Raw genomic sequence first — 15,993 nt, forward strand, 5'->3', positions numbered from 1 at the left:
GGTGGCCCGCCCAGATGGCAGATTGTGCCACACAGGCATAACCTGCCGATGTGAGCAGTTCCACCCCCTCCCCGAGACGTACCTCCTCCTCGCCCACGCTGACCGAGCGCCGCAAGGCCGTCACCCGGATGGAGATCGCCCGGGCCGCGGCCCACCTCTTCGTCACGCGGGGGCTGCGGGCCACCCGCGCCGAGGACATCGCCCAGGCCGCCGGCGTCGCCCCGCGCACGTTCTACCGGTACTTCGCCACGAAGGAGGAGGCCGTGGCGCCCCTCTACGCGACCGGTGCCGAACGGTGGACACAGGCGGTGCGCGAAGCCCCCGACGACCTCCCCGTCCTCCGCGCCCTGGAACACGCGGTGCGCTACACCCTGACCCCCGGCGCCGGGGTCTCGGAGGCCTCGTGGCAGTGGGTCCGCACGCTCATCCGGCTGGCCGACACCAATCCGGCGGTGCGCAAGGTCTGGGCGGAGGAGTGCCAGGCGTCGGAACGGAGGCTGGCGGACGTCCTGGCGGCCCGCCTCGACAACGTTGCCGAGCGGCCGCCCGGCTCCCAGGAGGTGCGCTTCGCCGCCGCCGTGGCCAGCGCCGCCGTACGCGTGGCGGTGGAGAGCTGGGCCGCTGGGGACTCCCCGCCCGACGGCCCGGACGGCCCCGCCGAGCTGGCCCTGCGCAACCTCGCCGCCCTGCGCGACTTCGACTGGACCTGATCCACGCACCCCTGGCCGCGGCCCGTCCCTGTCGCTGCCCTCGCCGCACGCCTCCCGCTCAGGCGCCCCCGGCCGCCCGGTTGAGCCGCGCCCCCAGTTCGCGGACGCAGTCCACCAGTTCCGCGGGCTCCCGCACCACGAACTCGAACCCCGTCATCAGCAGCCGCACCGCCAGCCACTCCACCCGGTCACCGGTGCTCGCCCGCAGGCGGCACCCGCCGCCGTCGAGCGGTTCCGGCGCACCGAGCCAGGCCGGCAGCCGCCCCGCCACGACGTCCGCGGACTCGGCGAACGTCACGGTGAACCCGTACGTCCCCTGCTGCCGGTGCATCGACTGCCGCAGGTACTCCGCCGCGCTCCCGGTCGGCAGCTCCCGCGGAGTGAACCGCGCCCCCGTCGCGAACGGCTCGCTCACCCGGTCGACCCGGAACGTCCGCCAGTCCGCGCGATCGAGGTCGTAGGCCACGAGGTACCAGCGCCGCCCGGTCGAGACCAGGCGGTGCGGCTCGGTCAGGCGGCGCGTCTCGGTCCCGTCCCCGGCCCGGTAGGAGAACCGCAGCCGCTCCTGCCCCGCGACCGTCGACGCCATCACGGTCAGCGTCTCGGGCGCGATGCTCGCCCCGTCCCCGCTCACCAGGGGTGTCGTCGCGGCCTGCAGGGTGGAGACCCGGTGCCGCAGCCGGGCCGGCAGCACCTGCTCCAGCTTCGCCAGGGCCCGTACCGACGCCTCGTCCACGCCCTCCACCGCGTGCCCGGCCCCCGCCCGCAGCCCCACCGCGATCGCCACCGCCTCCTCGTCGTCGAGCACCAGCGGCGGCATCGCCTTGCCCGCGACCAGCCGGTAGCCCCCGTCGGAGCCCCGCGTCGCCTGCACGGGATAGCCCAGCTCCCGCAACCGGTCGATGTCGCGCCGGACCGTACGGCGGGACACCCCGAGCCGCCCGGCGAGTTCACCGCCGGGCCATTCGCGGGGCGTCTGGAGGAGGGACAGGAGCGTCAGCAGCCGAGCCGGAGTGTCCGTCGTCATGCGTCCGAGAATGCCGTACGGCTAGGACATGATCTGACCTATTGCGCTTCTACCGTGAAGCCATGACCACCGACACGACCCGCGACACGACCCGCGACACGCCCCCCGAACCGGCGTTCGCCGCCGGCGCCGCGGGCACCTCCGGCCCCACCCCGCACATCGCCGGCTCCTCCGGCGCCCCCGGCGCAGCCGATCGCCGCCGCTGGTTCGCGCTCGCCATCGTCATGACCGCGGCCTTCATGGACCTCGTGGACGTCACGATCGTCAACATCGCGATCCCGTCCATCCAGCGGGACGCCGGCGCGTCCTTCAGCCAGATCCAGTGGATCACCGCCGGTTACGCCCTCGCCTTCGCCGCCGGCCTGATCACCGGCGGGCGCCTCGGCGACATCCACGGCCGCAAGCGACTGTTCCTCGTGGGTATCGGCGGTTTCACCCTGGCCTCCGCCCTGTGCGGCTTCGCCGCGAACCCGGACATGCTGGTCGCCTCCCGCATCCTCCAGGGCGCCATGGCGGCGATGATGGTGCCGCAGGTCCTGTCGATCGTGCACGCCACCTTCCCGGCGCACGAACGCGGCAAGGTCTTCGGCCTGTTCGGGGCGATCGTCGGGCTCGGCGCGGTCTCCGGTCCGCTGCTCGGCGCGCTGCTCACCGAATGGAACCTCTTCGGCCTCGAATGGCGCCCGATCTTCCTGATCAACCTCCCGGTCGGCATCGCCGCCCTCCTCCTCGGCGGCCGCTTCATCACCGAGTCAAGGGCCCCGCGCGCTCTGAAACTGGACCTCGTCGGAGTCGCCCTGGTCACCCTCGGCCTGCTGATGCTGCTCTACCCGCTGACCCGCGGCCGTGAGCTGGGCTGGCCGCTGTGGGGATACGGGTCGATGGCGGGCGCGTTCGTGGTCTTCGCGGTCCTGGTGGCGTACGAGCGGCGGAAGGCGGCGAGGGACGGCTCCCCGCTGGTCGAACTGTCCCTGTTCCGGGTCAAGAGCTTCGCGGCGGGCATCGCCGTCCAGACGGTCTTCGGTGTCGCGCTCGGTGTGTTCTTCCTGGTCTGGACGCTGTACATGCAGATCGGGCTGGGGTGGAGCGCGCTGCGGGCCGGGCTGACGGGCGTCCCGTTCTCGATCGCGGTCTCGGTGGCGGCGGGGATGTCGGTGCAGAAGCTGGTCCCGCGGTTCGGCCGCAAGGTCCTCCAGGCGGGTGCGCTGACCATGGGCGCCGGTGTCCTGCTCTACATCTGGGAGTCCGGCCGCTACGGCCTGCACATCGCCTCCTGGCAGATGGCGCTGCCGCTGGTCGTGATGGGCGCGGGCATGGGCCTGATCGTCGCCCCGCTGACGGACGCGGTGCTCTCGGAGGTGCCGCGGGAGCACGCCGGTTCGGCGTCCGGCCTGATCAACACCGTGCAGCAGATGGGCAACGCGCTGGGGCTCGGCCTGGTGTCGGTGGTGTTCTTCGGCGTGATCGGCGACCGGCCGGCACCGGCCCAGGTCGGCCCGGCCTTCGTGCACGCCTTCCGGCACGCGCTGGTGTACGTCGCCGCGGTGATGGGCGTCATCTTCGTCCTGATGTCCGCGCTGCCCGGGCGCCCGGCGCAGCACACGGAGGGCGCGGGGGAGGAGCCGGCGGCACCCGGGACGCCGGAGCGGGAGCGCGCGCTCGCGGGCTGACCCGCCCCGCCCGCCCCGCTCATGCTCCGGAAGCCCGTTCATGCCCGATTCGAGCCCGAACCTGTTTACTTTCCCCATGGGCGGGCGTAGCCTCGCAGGGAAACCACAGGTTCGGGCATCGGTCGGAGGCAAACGGACATGTACGCACCGGAGCGGCAGCAGGAGATCCTCCGGCTCGCCCGTGACGGCGGCCGGGTGGACGTCGTGTCGCTCGCCGAGGAGTTCCAGGTGACCGCGGAGACCATCCGCCGGGACCTGAAGGCACTCGACCGCGCCGGCCTGGTCCGCCGCGTGCACGGCGGTGCCATCCCGGCCGGGCGCCTCGACTTCGAGCCGGACCTCACCGAGCGCGAGTCCACCGCCGCCGACGAGAAGGACCGGATCGCCAAGGCGGCCCTCGCCGAGCTGCCCACCGAGGGCACGGTGATCCTCGACGCCGGTACGACGGTCGCCCGCCTGGCCGGGGCCGTCCCGCTGGAGGCCACCCTCACCGTCGTCACGCACAGCCTCCCCATCGCGGCCCGCCTCGCCGACCACCCGGGCATCCAGCTGCACCTCGTCGGAGGGCGCGTGCGGCACCGTACCCGCGCCGCCGTGGACGCCTGGGCCCTGCGCGCCTACGGCGAGATCCGCGCCGACGTGCTGTTCGTCGCCGCCAACGGCTTCTCCGCCGAGCACGGTCTGACCACCCCCGACCTCGCCGAGGCCGCCGTGAAGCGCGCGGCGGTCGCCGCCGCCCGCCGTGTGGTGCTGCTCGCCGACTCCGCCAAGCACGGCCAGGAGCACTTCGCCCGCTTCGGCGACCTGAGCGACGTGGACCTGCTGATCACCGACAGCGGTCTGAGCCCCGAGGACGGCGCCGCCATCGAGCGCGGCGGCACGGAAGTGGTGCGCGCATGATCCTCACCGTCACCCCCAACCCGTCCCTGGACCGCACCTACGAGGTCCCCATGCTCCACCGCGGCGAGGTCGTCCGCGCCACCGGCGAACGGATGGACCCGGGCGGCAAGGGAGTGAACGTCTCCCGAGCGGTCGCCGCGGCCGGACGGCGCACGGTCGCCGTGCTGCCCCTGGGAGGCGCACCGGGCGCGCTGGTCGCGGAGCTGCTCGACGCGCAGGGCATCGAGGTCGCGCCGGTGCCGGTCGCCGGGGCCACCCGCTCCAACATCGCCCTCGCCGAGGCCGACGGTGTCCTCACGAAGATCAACGCGCCGGGGCCGGAGCTGTCCGCCGACGAGCAGGAACTGCTCCTGGACACCGTGCGGCGGCAGTCGCGCGGCGCCGACTGGATCGCGTGCTGCGGCAGCCTGCCGCGCGGACTCGCCCCGTCCTGGTACGCCGACCTGGTCACGCGGGCGCACACCGCCGGAGTGCGCATCGCGCTGGACACCTCCGGACCCGCGCTGCTCGCGGCACTGCGCGAGGGCCCGGACGTGGTGAAGCCGAACGCCGAGGAGCTCGCGGAGGCCGTCGGACGCCCGCTGGCCACGGTGGGCGACGCACTGAAGGCGGCCGAGGAACTGCGCGGGCTGGGCGCGGGCGCCGTGCTCGCCAGTCTGGGCGCCGACGGCCAGCTGCTCGTGGACGGTGCGGGCGCCTGGTTCGGCTCCGCGCACGTCGACGTCGTCCGCAGCAATGTGGGGGCCGGCGACTCCTCGCTCGCCGGCTTCCTGATCGCGGGCGGCCGTGGCCGGGAGGCCCTCGCCTCCGCCGTCGCGCACGGCGCGGCCGCCGTCCGGCTGCCGGGCAGCGTGATGCCGACCCCGCGCGACCTGGACCCGGCGGCGGTGACCGTCACGGCCGAGGTGCCGGTCGACCGCCCCCTGAAGGAGCCGGCGCCATGAACGTACGTACGACGTCTCCCGCTTCCCCGCACAGCACCCCCGCCTCCGCCCCCGCCCACCGCACGCCCCGGGCGATACGCGTGCTAAGGAGCCCGCGATGAGCAGCATGATCACCGCGGACCTGGTCGACCTCGACCTGTCCGCCGACACCAAGGACGCGGCGGCCCGCGCCCTCGCCGAGCGGATGGTGGCCCGGGGCCGGGTGACCGACCTGGAGGGTTTCCTCGCCGACGTGGCCGCTCGCGAGGCGCAGATGCCGACCGGCCTCGACGGCGGCATCGGCATCCCGCACTGCCGCAGCGAGCACGTCACCGAGCCCACGCTCGCCTTCGGGCGCAGCGCCACCGGGATCGACTTCGGTGCGGCGGACGGCCCCGCCGACCTGATCTTCCTCATCGCCGCGCCGGCCGGCGCCGACGACGCCCATCTGACGATCCTGTCCTCGCTGGCGCGGCAGCTGATGAACGCCGAGTTCACCTCCGCGCTGCGGTCGGCGGGCGACGCGGCCGCCGCGGCGGCGATGATCCGCGGTGACGAGGCCCCCGAGGCGGCGCGGAGCGCCGGCGAAGACTCCGCTGCGGCGCCGGGGGCGGCCTCCGCCGGCGCCGCAGCGGGCACCACGCCCGAGACGGACACCGCCGCCTCCGCCTCGGTCCCCACTCCGGCGCCGGGCGGCAGCTCCAGCGGACCCGCGTCCGACGCCCCCGACGTGTCCGACGCCCCCGACGCCCCCGACGGGTCCGAGGCGCCCGGCGCGTCCGGTGGGCGCCCCTTCCGGATCGTCGCCGTCACCTCCTGCCCCACCGGCATCGCCCACACCTACATGGCGGCCGAGTCGCTGGAGAACGCCGGCCGGGCGGCGGGCGTCGAGGTCGCCGTCGAGACGCAGGGCTCGGCCGGCTTCACCCGGCTCGACCCGGCCGTGATCGCCGCCGCGGACGGCGTGATCCTCGCCCACGACGTGCCCGTACGCGACAAGGACCGCTTCGCCGGGAAGCCGACCGTCGACGTCGGCGTGAAGGCGGGCATCAACCGCCCCGGCGAACTGATCACCGAGGTCCGGGACAAGGCCGCGCGCGGCGAGGTCACCTCCGGTGCGGCACCCACACCGGTCGAGCGGACCGGCGACGCCCGCGAGGGCTACGGCACCAAGCTGCGCAAGTGGCTGATGTCCGGCGTCAGTTACATGGTCCCCTTCGTCGCGGCCGGTGGTCTGCTGATCGCCCTCGGCTTCGCGATCGGCGGCTACAGGATCAACAAGGCGCCGTCGGTGATGGACCACTTCGTGTGGACCCAGGGCGACAGCTGGGCCGCGCTGCTCTTCCAGATCGGCGTGGTGTCCTTCGGCTTCCTCGTCCCGGTCCTCGCCGGATACATCGCCTACGGCATGGCGGACCGCCCCGGCCTGGTGCCCGGTTTCGTCGGCGGCTCGATCGCCTTGACCATCAACGCGGGCTTCCTCGGCGGCCTGGCGGCCGGTCTGATCGCCGGCGGTGTGGTGATGGCGATCCAGAAGGTGCGGATACCGCAGGCCCTGCGCGGCATCATGCCCGTGGTGGTGATCCCGCTGATCTCCTCGGCGGTGGTCGGCTTCCTGATGTTCGTGGTCGTCGGCAAGCCGATCGCCGCCGCGCAGAAGGCGATGACCGACTGGCTGAACGGCCTCACCGGCACCAACGCCGTCCTGCTCGGCGCCCTGCTCGGCCTGATGATGTGCTTCGACCTCGGCGGCCCGGTCAACAAGGTCGCGTACACCTTCGCCACCGCCGGGATCGCGGTCACCAGCCCGAGCGACTCCGCGATGAAGATCATGGCCGCGGTGATGGCGGCGGGCATGGTGCCGCCGCTGGCGATGGCGCTGGCGACCACCGTGCGCGGCCGGCTCTTCACCCGGACCGAACGGGAGAACGGCAAGGCCGCCTGGGTGCTGGGCGCCTCCTTCATCTCCGAGGGCGCGATCCCGTTCGCCGCGGCCGACCCGCTGCGCGTCATCCCGTCCGCGATGGTCGGCGGCGCGGTCACCGGCGCGCTGTCCATGGCCTTCGGCGCGACCCTGCGCGCCCCGCACGGCGGCGTCTTCGTGGTCCCGCTGATCGGCAACCCGGTCCTCTACCTGATCGCCATCGCGGCGGGCGTGTGCGTGACGACGGCCCTGGTGGTCGCCCTGAAGAGCCTGCGCAAGCCGGCCCCCGACGCGGCGGCCCAGGGCACGGGCGAGGACGCGCAGGCGCCCGCGGCCGACCGGAAGCAGCCCGTGGCGGCGTGAGCCCGTGGCGTCGGCCGCGCCCCCGGAACGACCCGGGGCCGCGGCCGACGCACTGCCCGCCCGCTCCTGCCCCTGTCCCTTTGGGGCACTGTGAGTTGTTCCACGACACCTGCGAGATACGTCACGGTCCGGGGTCAAAGTCCCGGCCGTGGTGTCTACTGGAACGCATGCCTGAGCATGTCTCGCCCCTGATGTGGATAGGTGTGGCCGTCCCCGCCGCGCTGACCGCCGCCTGTCTGATCGGCCTGGCCCGCATCCGACGCGCCGTCCGCATCGAGACCGCTCGCCGGCCCACCCTCCCGCGCCTGCCGGCCGTCCCCCACCAGTCCGAGTCCGGCCCCCGGCGCGAGTCCGTCGAACTGACCCCGGCGGAACGGGACGCCTTCGTGGGCCTGATGCGGCAACTGGACGAAGGCCACTGAGCGGCCGCTGCCCGGCGCTCGCCCCTACGACACCTGCGCCGCCCGCCGCTCCATCGCGTCCCGGGCCGCGTCCTCCGTCGCGTACACCTCGCACATGTGCCGGCCGTCCGGCGTCGCCGTGTGCTCGACCTCCCACAGGGAGATCTCCCTCCCGTCACCGAGCAGGAAGGCGTGCTCGTAGAGGGAGAAGCACAGTCCGGCGCGGCCCGCGCGGCAGGGGCGGCCGAAGGCCTGGGTGATCTGGTGCGCGGCCGCCGTCGCCAGCAGGGAGGCGATGTCCGCGCCCGGCCGGTCCGGGTTCTCCGCGCGCCGCAGCAGACGGCGCGCATGATCGGCCGAGCCGTCCGGCACATACGTGTGCCGCGCCTCGGCAACCTGCGAGAGCTGCATCAGCACCGGGAGTTCGAAGTCCGGCGTGTCCGCCGGGAGCGGCAGCCGGCCGGTCGCGGTGCGCAACTCCTCCTCGTCGACGTAGACCTCGTGCTGCGGCTCGCTGCCCGGCGCGGTGTTGTGCACCAGTTCCCAGAGGGTGAGCGCCGAGCCGTCGGCGAGCAGCCAGGTGTGCCGGTACGTCTCGCGGTGCAGCCCCGCGCTGTGGTGGGCGGAGTGCAGCGAACCGTCGTACGCGAGGGCGCAGTCGAGCCGCCGTATCGTCTCGTCGGGCAGCTCGAAGGAGTTCAGGGCGCGGCCGAGCAGTCGCGCGAGGTGCTCCTCCGGAGACTCGGGCGACTCGCGTGGCTCGTACGCTGCCGTCTCGTACGGAACGCTCAAGGTTTCTCCCGGCGTCGCTGCATGTCACCTTGTGGGTGCATACCGTAGCCCCTCGGTCGGACATCATGTCCGGGAACCGAGAAAACGTACGCCGGGAAAACGACCGGGCCGCGCGAGAAGTTCCCGCACGGCCCGGCGATGAGTCAAAATCCGCTGCTGGAAGGCCTGTTGGCGATCACGCGGCGCTTCCGGCGGCCCACTGGCTCCAGTCCATGTTCCAGCCGTTGAGCCCGTTGTCCGGGGCGACCGTGGAGTCGGGGGAGTGCTTGACGACCACGACGTCGCCGACGAGCGAGTTGTCGTAGAACCACTTGGCGCTGGTGTCGCCCTGGGCGCCCTGCACGTCCGCGAGCCCGACACAGCCGTGACTGGTGCCCTCGCGGCCGAAGGGCGGGTTGCCCCTGTTGTACCAGTAGTTGCCGTGGATGAACGTGCCCGACGAGGTCAGGCGCATCGCGTGCGGCACGTCCGCGATGTCGTACTCGCCGCCGAAACCGACCGTCGAGCCGTTCATGCGCGTCTGCACGAACTTCTCCGAGATCACCATCCGCCCGTTGTAGGTGGTGTGCTGCGGGCTGCCCGCCGAGATCGGCACCGTCTTCAGGGTCTGCCCGTCCCGCACGACGGTCATCGTCTGCGTGCCCACGTCGACCGTGGAGACCTGCGAGCGGCCTATCGCGAAGGTGACCGTCTTCTTCTGCACGCCGTAGACGCCGTTCGCGCCCTGCACGCCGTCCAGGTCGATCCTCATCGTCACCTTGGAGCCGGCCTTCCAGTAGTCCTGGGGCCGGAAGTCGAGCCGCTGCGCGCCGAACCAGTGGCCGACGACCTGCTGTCCGCTGCTGGAGGTGACCGTGATGTGCGACTGCACGGCCCTCTTGTCGCTGATCGCCTTGTCGAAGGTGAACGACACCGGCATCCCGACGCCCACCGTCGCGCCGTTGTCCGGCGTGTACGTGCCGATGAAGCTGTTCGCCGTGCTGACCGTGGTGAAGATGGAGTTGGCGGCGGCGGTACGCCCGTCCTCGTCCTTGGCGGTCGCCGAGATCTGGTACTTCGTGCCGCGCTCCAGCTGCTCCTTCGGCTTCCAGCTCCTGCCGTCCGCCGAGATCGAACCCTGCACGGCCTGGCCCGCGCCCGCCACCGTCATCTTCACCTCGGTCAGCCTGCCGTCGCTGACCTTGACGCCGGTGGCGTTGATCGAGGCACCCGTCGAGCCGTCCTTGGCCGAGATGGCGATCTTCGCCGTGGACGTCTTGGGGCTGCTCTTGTCACCGTCCTTGCCGTCGTTGGCGGTGGCGTCGCCACCGCATCCGGTGAGGGTCAGGGCGCCGACCATCAGGGCGGCACAGGCCACCAGTGCGCGCCGCGCTGCTGTGTCCGGCGTTGTCACGGGCTGCTCCAGGTTCGAGTGGTGAGGTGATCCGCTGCAGTGCGTCGGTAAAGAGCGATCCACCACCCGCCGGGGTTCCCGCCGATCGCGCTACGGGCCATCGCGTGACAGAACCGGGACAATCGCAGGCATCACGAGATATACGAGCCCGGCCGCCCACCGCCGACTCCGTACAACTCCTCGTACGCGGGCCAGGCCCCGCCCGGCCCGTCCACCGGCTCGGCGGCGCGTACGGCCCGTACGATCGCCCGGGTCACCACGTCCGCGCCCGCGGCCAGGACCGCGTTCAGGGCGAGGGGATCGTCGGAGTCCAGCGGGTGTTCACCCGTGGCCAGCGCGAACACCGTGTCCCCGTCGTTGAGCAGATGCACCGGGCGCACGGCGCGCGCGATGCCGTCGTGCGCCGTCCCGGCCAGCTTCTGCGCCTGCGCCTTGGACAGGTCCGCGTCGGTGGCGACCACCGCCAGCGTGGTGTTCAGCGGCGGAGTGCCGTTCCGTTCGGCGGACTCGGCGAGCCGCCGGCGCGCGGTGTCGTGGAGCCGCGCGTCCGGGTACGTCACCCGCCCCCGCCCCAACTCCCCGTACAGCACCCCCGTCTCCGGATCCAGCGCCGATCCCACCGCGTTGGCCGCCACCAGCGCGGCCACCGTGATCCCGGAGTCCAGCACCGTGCCGGCGGTGCCGATCCCGCCCTTGAGCGGACCCACGGCCGCTCCCGTCCCGGCGCCCACGCAGCCCTCCGGCACGGGCGCACCCGGTTCGCTCCCCGCCGCCGCCTCGACCGCGGCGCGCCCGGTGGCCGCGTCCGGCCGGGCCCGGAAGTCGCCGCCCCGTCCGAGGTCGAAGAGGCAGGCGGCGGGCACCACCGGCACGACCTGCCCGGGGTCGGGCCCGACCCGCACTCCGCGCCCCTGCTCCTCCAGCCAGGCCATCACCCCGGAGGCCGCGTCGAGCCCGTAGGCGCTGCCCCCGGTCAGCACGATCGCCTCCACCTTCCGCACCAGGTTGCGCGGATCGAGTGCGTCGGTCTCCTTGGTGCCCGGGCCGCCGCCGCGCACGTCCACGGCGGCGACGGCGCCGCCCTCCGGCGCGAGCACGACCGTGGTGCCGGTGAGCCACCCGCCGCCCCTGCGCGTCGCGTGTCCCACCCGCACACCGGCGACGTCCGTCAATGCGTCAACTCTCATGGGGGCAGTCTCCCGCCGCCGCCCGCGTCCCGGAGCGGACTTCACCGACGGCCCCGGCCGCGGCGGACCGTACCCTGGAGGCATGAGTACCGCCCCCGAGCCGCGCGATCCCAAGAGTGCGCTGATCTTCGACGACCCGCTGAGCCAGCAGTCCACGGACGACACCGACCGCGGGTGGGGCGAGCGGACGGAGAGGGACAGCGCCGCCGACCTGAAGCGCTTCCTCGACGAGAAGCCGCCCCACCACATCTGAGGCAAGCTCCACCGCCTCCCGGGTCAGCCCTGCGGCCTCCGGGTTCAGCCCTGTCGCCTCCGGGACCGGCCCCGGCACCTTCCCGGCCGACAGGCCTCCCGGAGCCCCGCCGGCCCGGGGCCGCTACCGCCGGCTCCGCTCGGGGCCGCGCTGCGCGACCAGCTCGTCGCGGATCTCCTTGAGCACTTCCAGTTCGGTCACCTCGATGATCTCGCGGGTGCCCTCGCGCGCCTTCCTCCGTGCCTCCTGGCGGGCCAGGAACTTCGCCATGGGCAGGACCATCAGGAAGTAGACCACCGCCGCGGTGATCACGAACTGGAGGGTGGCGCCGAGCACCGATCCCCACAGGATCTGGATGCCCTCGTCGCCCTTGCACGTGGCGCTCAGGCACGAGCTGTAGTGGTCGAGGTTCTTGGTGCCGATCGCCCCGATGACCGGGCTGATCACACCCTTCACCACGGCATTGACGATGTTGGTGAAGGCCGCGCCGACGACCACCGCGACCGCCAGGTCGACGACGTTCCCGCGCATCAGGAAGGCCTTGAAGCCGTGCCAGACGCTCGGGTCCTTCTTCTCTCTCACCTCGGAGCCCTCCTCGTACAAACAGGTTGTGGAACAAACAGCTCCGCAACCTACGGCTCACCACAGCGTCACCGCCAGCCGGGACGTCACACCGGCCCCCGCCAGACGCGCCGCCGTGGCGCGCGGCACCGAGAGAGCCACCAGAGCGCCGCTCTCCGCCGTACCGTCCACGGGTTCCGGCACCTTCGTCACCCGCGCGCCCCGCGCGACCACACGGGCCTCGCCACCCGCCGCCGGATCCTCCGCGGCGATGACGTCGACCCGGTCGCCCGGCCGCAGCAGCCGGACCGTGGCCGCGTCGGCGATCCGCACCGGCGCGGTCACCAGGGCCTCGCCGTTCCCACCCGGGTGCTCCCGCAGCCGGGCCGCCGGCGGATGGCCGCGGGGCCGTCCGTTCCGAGGAGAGTCGGGGCCGTCTCCCGGCCCCGCCGCCACCAGCGCGGCCGCGGTCACGGCGAGCCCGGCCGCCACCGCCCGCCTCCGGTGCCGTACGAGCCGCCGCAGCCCGTACCGGCCGCCGCGCACCCGCACCGGGGCGAAAGGGGGCACCTGGCACGGGGCGGGAGCGTCCGTGCCCGGCGGGAACAGCGACGGCGAAGAAGCCGGGGACGGCACCGACGACGGATGCGACGGAACCGACGACGGATGCGACGGATACGGCGGATGCGACGGATACGGCGAAGAAGAGGACGGAGACGAGGGAAGCGAGGGGAACGACGGAGACGAGGACACGGGAACCCGCTGAACCACCAGGGACCACCACCTGTGGACGACGTGGAATCGGTTGCGATGCCACGATCCACGAAGTGGCGGGCGCCCGCCGGAGCCCGTGTGCTACTGCCGGGTTGTGGACAACCGCCTCACCCGAACGGGACGTTCCGCCAGGCAGACCAGGCAGACCAGGCAGACCAGGCAGACCAGGCAGACCAGGCAGACCAGGCAGACCAGGCAGACCAGGCAGACCAGGCAGGCCCCCGCCCCCACACCTACGGCAGTACGAACCCCGGATCCATCCCGCCCAGCGCGTTCGCGCACAGGCAGTCCCGTTCCGCCTCCGTGGGCAGCGCGGCCACCGCGTCGAAGAGCACGCCGCGCAGCCGCTCCACGTTGGACGCGAACACCCGGAGCACCTCCTCGTGCGAGACGCCCTCGCCGGTCTCGGCACCCGCGTCGAGGTCGGTGACCAGGGTCAGTGAGGTGTAGCAGAGCTCCAGCTCGCGGGCGAGCGCCGCCTCCGGGTGGCCGGTCATGCCCACCACCGACCAGCCCTGCGCCTGGTGCCACAACGATTCGGCACGGGTCGAGAAGCGCGGCCCCTCCACCACGACCAGCGTGCCGCCGTCGACGGGTTCCCAGTCCCGCCCGCGTGCCGCCTTCAGGGCCGCCGCACGCCCGGTGGGGCAGTAGGGGTCGGCCAGGGAGACGTGCACCACGCGCGGCACCGTGCCGTCGGGCAGCGGCAGCCCGTCGAAGTACGTCTGCACCCGGGACTTCGTACGGTCGGCGAACTGGTCCGGCACCAGCAGGGTGCCGGGCCCGTACTCGGGGCGCAGGCCGCCCACCGCGCAGGGGCCGAAGACCTGGCGCACGCCCACGGAGCGCAGCGCCCACAGGTTGGCCCGGTAGTTGATGCGGTGCGGCGGAAGGTGGTGGCCGCGGCCGTGCCGGGGCAGGAAGGCGACCCGGCGGCCGGCTATCTCACCGAGGTAGAGGGAGTCGCTGGGCGGCCCGTACGGCGTGTCGACCTGGATCTCGGTCACGTCGTCCAGGAACGAGTAGAAGCCGGAACCGCCGATTACACCGATCTCTGCGTTCGCCATGACCAGCACACTATCCGCCCCCGACCGCCGTGAGGAGGCCGCTTCGGGGACGCTGGGAACCCCGCCGTCGGGCGACGGCGGGGTCCGGGGAGAAGAGGTGTCAGGCGGCGGACGTGCCGGCCGAGCTCGACGGCGAGGCCGGGGACGTGCTCGCGGCCGACGAACCCGAGTCGGAGGACGACGACGAGCTCGACGACGTGCTCGACGACTTCGACGACGACGCCGGGCTGCTGCTCGACGAGGAGCCGCGGCTGTCGTTGCGGTAGAAGCCGGAGCCCTTGAAGACAATGCCGACCGCGGAGAACACCTTCTTCAGGCGCCCCTGGCAGCTCGGGCACTCGGTCAGGGCGTCGTCGGTGAACTTCTGCACCGCCTCGAGGCCCTCGCCGCACTCGGTGCACTGGTACTGGTAGGTGGGCACTGTCTTCCTCCTGGCACTCTCACTCGATGAGTGCTAACGACGATCCATAGTGACGTATTCCTCGAGATCAGTCCACTGACACGGGCGAGCGGTGACCGACGCCACGTGCGACCGTCCGGGCGCGGGGCCGCGCGTCGAGCCGTGACCGCAGGGCCACCAGGGTCGCCAGGGCCAGTACCGTGCCCGCCAGGGGGACCAGGAACCCGGCGCCGCCCCACAGCCGGTCCTCCAGCTGTCCGGCGACGGTGACGGCGGCCGCCTGGCCGAGCGCGACGGCGCCGGTGAGCCAGGTGAACGCCTCGGTGCGGGCGCCGGCCGGCACCAGGCTCTCGACCAGGGTGTAGCCGGTGATCAGGGCGGGCGCGATGCACATGCCGACCAGGAGGCCGAGTGCGGCGAGGGCGGCCGCCGAGTGGGCGGTCCACAGGGCCGACGCGGTCAGCGCGAGGGCCGCGTAGCCGAGGACGAGGCGGCGCTGCGGGGCGGCCCTCCAGGCCACGGCGCCGCAGACCACGCCGGAGAGCATGTTGCCCGCGGCGAAGATCCCGTACAGGACGCCGTTGAGGCCCGGCTCGCCGATCGACTCGGTGAACGCGGCCAGCGAGACCTGCATCCCGCCGAAGACCGACCCGATGCCCAGGAAGGTCACCACCAGCACGCGCACGCCGGGCACGCGCAGGGCGGAGGCGTGCTCCACGCGCGCGTGGCCCGCGGTGGTGACGGCCGGCTGGGTGTGCTTCCGCGCGGCGAAGAGCAGACCGCCGAGCAGGGTCAGCATGGCCTCCGTCAGCAGGCCCGCCGCCGGGGCGACGGTCGTGCACAGCGCGGTGGCCAGCAGCGGGCCGACGACGAAGGTCAGCTCGTCCGTGACCGACTCGAAGGCCGCCGCGGTGCTCATCAGCGGGGAGTCCTTGAGGGTCACGCCCCAGCGGGCCCGCACCATGGGCCCGACCTGCGGCACCGAGGCGCCGGTCGGCACGGCGGCCGCGAACAGCGCCCACAGCGGGGCGTGCGTGAGGGCGAGCGCCGTCAGCGTCAGTCCCGCCAGTGCGTGCACCAGGACGCCGGGCACCAGCACGGCGCGCTGCCCGTGACGGTCGGCGAGTCGGCCGCTGTAGGGGGCGAACAGGGCCATGGAGACCCCGGTGACGGCCGCGGTGGCGCCCGCCGCGCCGTAGGAGCCGGTGGTGTGCTGCACGAGCAGCACGATGGAGAGGGTGAGCATGGCGAACGGCTGGCGGGCCGCGAAGCCGGGGAGCAGGAACGTCCAGGCGCCGCGGGTGCGCAGCAGCTGCCCGTATCCGGGACGGGAGGACGATGCCGCCGGACCGGTCGGGTCGGCGGGGTCCCCCGAGCGCGCCGGGTTCGTGGCGCTCGCGGCGGTCGCCGCGTGCGCGGAGTCCGTCGAGATGCCCGGCTCCGTCGTGTTCCGCGCCGGTCCGGTGGAGACCGTGGATGCCACGGCCCGTGCCTTTCTGCCGCCTGGTAGCGCGGGCCCACGGGCGGGGCTCCGGGCGCCGAGAGCTGTCCTCTTGCGCGGACTGCGGTAGATACCGGCGCCCACTGCGGGGGGCGAGACGGCCGCCATACGGTCGCGCCAGCTCTGCGTCAGGCAGAGTTGGTTCGA

General features: G+C 73.3%; 16 protein-coding genes. 7 read left to right on the plus strand and 9 right to left on the minus strand.

All coding sequences use genetic code 11. The features are described 5' to 3' along the window. Positions 1-50 precede the first annotated feature (50 nt). Positions 51-710: a TetR/AcrR family transcriptional regulator gene (locus ACIQ9G_RS24705; RefSeq protein WP_403613253.1), complete on the plus strand. Its 660-nt coding sequence runs from the start codon at positions 51-53 to the stop codon at positions 708-710. Positions 711-768: 58 nt separating this feature from the next. Here ACIQ9G_RS24705 and ACIQ9G_RS24710 read toward each other — a convergent pair whose 3' ends face one another. Further along, positions 769-1,737 (minus strand): helix-turn-helix transcriptional regulator, encoded by a 969-nt coding sequence (locus ACIQ9G_RS24710; protein WP_403613254.1) that lies wholly within the window; start codon positions 1,735-1,737, stop codon positions 769-771. Between the two features lie 224 nt (positions 1,738-1,961). Between ACIQ9G_RS24710 and ACIQ9G_RS24715 the strand changes: the two genes are divergently transcribed. The 5 genes from ACIQ9G_RS24715 to ACIQ9G_RS24735 all read left to right on the plus strand — a co-directional run bounded on the left by ACIQ9G_RS24715 (position 1,962) and on the right by ACIQ9G_RS24735 (position 7,939). Continuing rightward, positions 1,962-3,407, plus strand: a complete 1,446-nt coding sequence (locus tag ACIQ9G_RS24715; protein WP_403613798.1) for an MFS transporter — start codon at positions 1,962-1,964, stop codon at positions 3,405-3,407. A gap of 138 nt (positions 3,408-3,545) precedes the next feature. Continuing rightward, positions 3,546-4,307 carry a DeoR/GlpR family DNA-binding transcription regulator gene (locus ACIQ9G_RS24720; RefSeq protein WP_392194030.1) on the plus strand — a complete coding sequence of 254 codons (762 nt, stop codon included), beginning with the start codon at positions 3,546-3,548 and terminating at the stop codon, positions 4,305-4,307. Beyond that, positions 4,304-5,251 (plus strand): 1-phosphofructokinase, encoded by a 948-nt coding sequence (gene pfkB / locus ACIQ9G_RS24725; RefSeq protein WP_403613256.1) that lies wholly within the window; start codon positions 4,304-4,306, stop codon positions 5,249-5,251. Before ACIQ9G_RS24720 ends, pfkB begins: the two co-directional genes overlap by 4 nt. Before the next feature lie 97 nt (positions 5,252-5,348). Then, positions 5,349-7,517, plus strand: a complete 2,169-nt coding sequence (locus ACIQ9G_RS24730; protein ID WP_403613259.1) for a fructose-specific PTS transporter subunit EIIC — start codon at positions 5,349-5,351, stop codon at positions 7,515-7,517. Positions 7,518-7,684: 167 nt separating this feature from the next. Next, positions 7,685-7,939, plus strand: a complete 255-nt coding sequence (locus ACIQ9G_RS24735; RefSeq protein ID WP_403613261.1) for a hypothetical protein — start codon at positions 7,685-7,687, stop codon at positions 7,937-7,939. Between the two features lie 24 nt (positions 7,940-7,963). Here ACIQ9G_RS24735 and ACIQ9G_RS24740 read toward each other — a convergent pair whose 3' ends face one another. The 3 genes from ACIQ9G_RS24740 to ACIQ9G_RS24750 all read right to left on the minus strand — a co-directional run bounded on the left by ACIQ9G_RS24740 (position 7,964) and on the right by ACIQ9G_RS24750 (position 11,290). Further along, complete coding sequence (locus ACIQ9G_RS24740) at positions 7,964-8,710, minus strand: DUF6227 family protein (RefSeq protein ID WP_403613263.1); 747 nt, start codon at positions 8,708-8,710, stop codon at positions 7,964-7,966. Positions 8,711-8,885: 175 nt separating this feature from the next. Beyond that, positions 8,886-10,103 carry an Ig-like domain-containing protein gene (locus ACIQ9G_RS24745; protein ID WP_403613265.1) on the minus strand — a complete coding sequence of 406 codons (1,218 nt, stop codon included), beginning with the start codon at positions 10,101-10,103 and terminating at the stop codon, positions 8,886-8,888. A 131-nt stretch (positions 10,104-10,234) separates the two neighbouring features. Beyond that, a complete protein-coding gene (locus tag ACIQ9G_RS24750) occupies positions 10,235-11,290 on the minus strand; it encodes a P1 family peptidase (RefSeq protein WP_403613268.1) in 1,056 nt (351 codons plus the stop codon). A gap of 82 nt (positions 11,291-11,372) precedes the next feature. Here ACIQ9G_RS24750 and ACIQ9G_RS24755 point away from each other — a divergent pair, with 82 nt between their 5' ends. Further along, positions 11,373-11,543 carry a hypothetical protein gene (locus ACIQ9G_RS24755; protein WP_392194023.1) on the plus strand — a complete coding sequence of 57 codons (171 nt, stop codon included), beginning with the start codon at positions 11,373-11,375 and terminating at the stop codon, positions 11,541-11,543. Positions 11,544-11,666: 123 nt separating this feature from the next. Here the strand turns inward: ACIQ9G_RS24755 and mscL are convergent, their stop codons facing one another. The 5 genes from mscL to ACIQ9G_RS24780 all read right to left on the minus strand — a co-directional run bounded on the left by mscL (position 11,667) and on the right by ACIQ9G_RS24780 (position 15,657). Continuing rightward, the gene (gene mscL / locus ACIQ9G_RS24760; protein ID WP_403613271.1) at positions 11,667-12,125 is read right to left on the minus strand and encodes a large conductance mechanosensitive channel protein MscL; all 459 of its coding nucleotides are present in this window, start codon (positions 12,123-12,125) and stop codon (positions 11,667-11,669) included. Positions 12,126-12,182: 57 nt separating this feature from the next. Further along, positions 12,183-12,740: a hypothetical protein gene (locus tag ACIQ9G_RS24765; RefSeq protein WP_403613274.1), complete on the minus strand. Its 558-nt coding sequence runs from the start codon at positions 12,738-12,740 to the stop codon at positions 12,183-12,185. Positions 12,741-13,111: 371 nt separating this feature from the next. Beyond that, complete coding sequence (locus ACIQ9G_RS24770) at positions 13,112-13,945, minus strand: S-methyl-5'-thioadenosine phosphorylase (protein ID WP_403613277.1); 834 nt, start codon at positions 13,943-13,945, stop codon at positions 13,112-13,114. 100 nt (positions 13,946-14,045) lie between these two features. Further along, a complete protein-coding gene (locus ACIQ9G_RS24775; protein WP_403613279.1) occupies positions 14,046-14,366 on the minus strand; it encodes an FmdB family zinc ribbon protein in 321 nt (106 codons plus the stop codon). A 67-nt stretch (positions 14,367-14,433) separates the two neighbouring features. Further along, positions 14,434-15,657 (minus strand): MFS transporter, encoded by a 1,224-nt coding sequence (locus ACIQ9G_RS24780; protein WP_403613800.1) that lies wholly within the window; start codon positions 15,655-15,657, stop codon positions 14,434-14,436. Positions 15,658-15,993 lie beyond the last annotated feature (336 nt).

This window comes from Streptomyces sp. NPDC096152 (assembly GCF_044763235.1).
Lineage (GTDB): Bacteria > Actinomycetota > Actinomycetes > Streptomycetales > Streptomycetaceae > Streptomyces.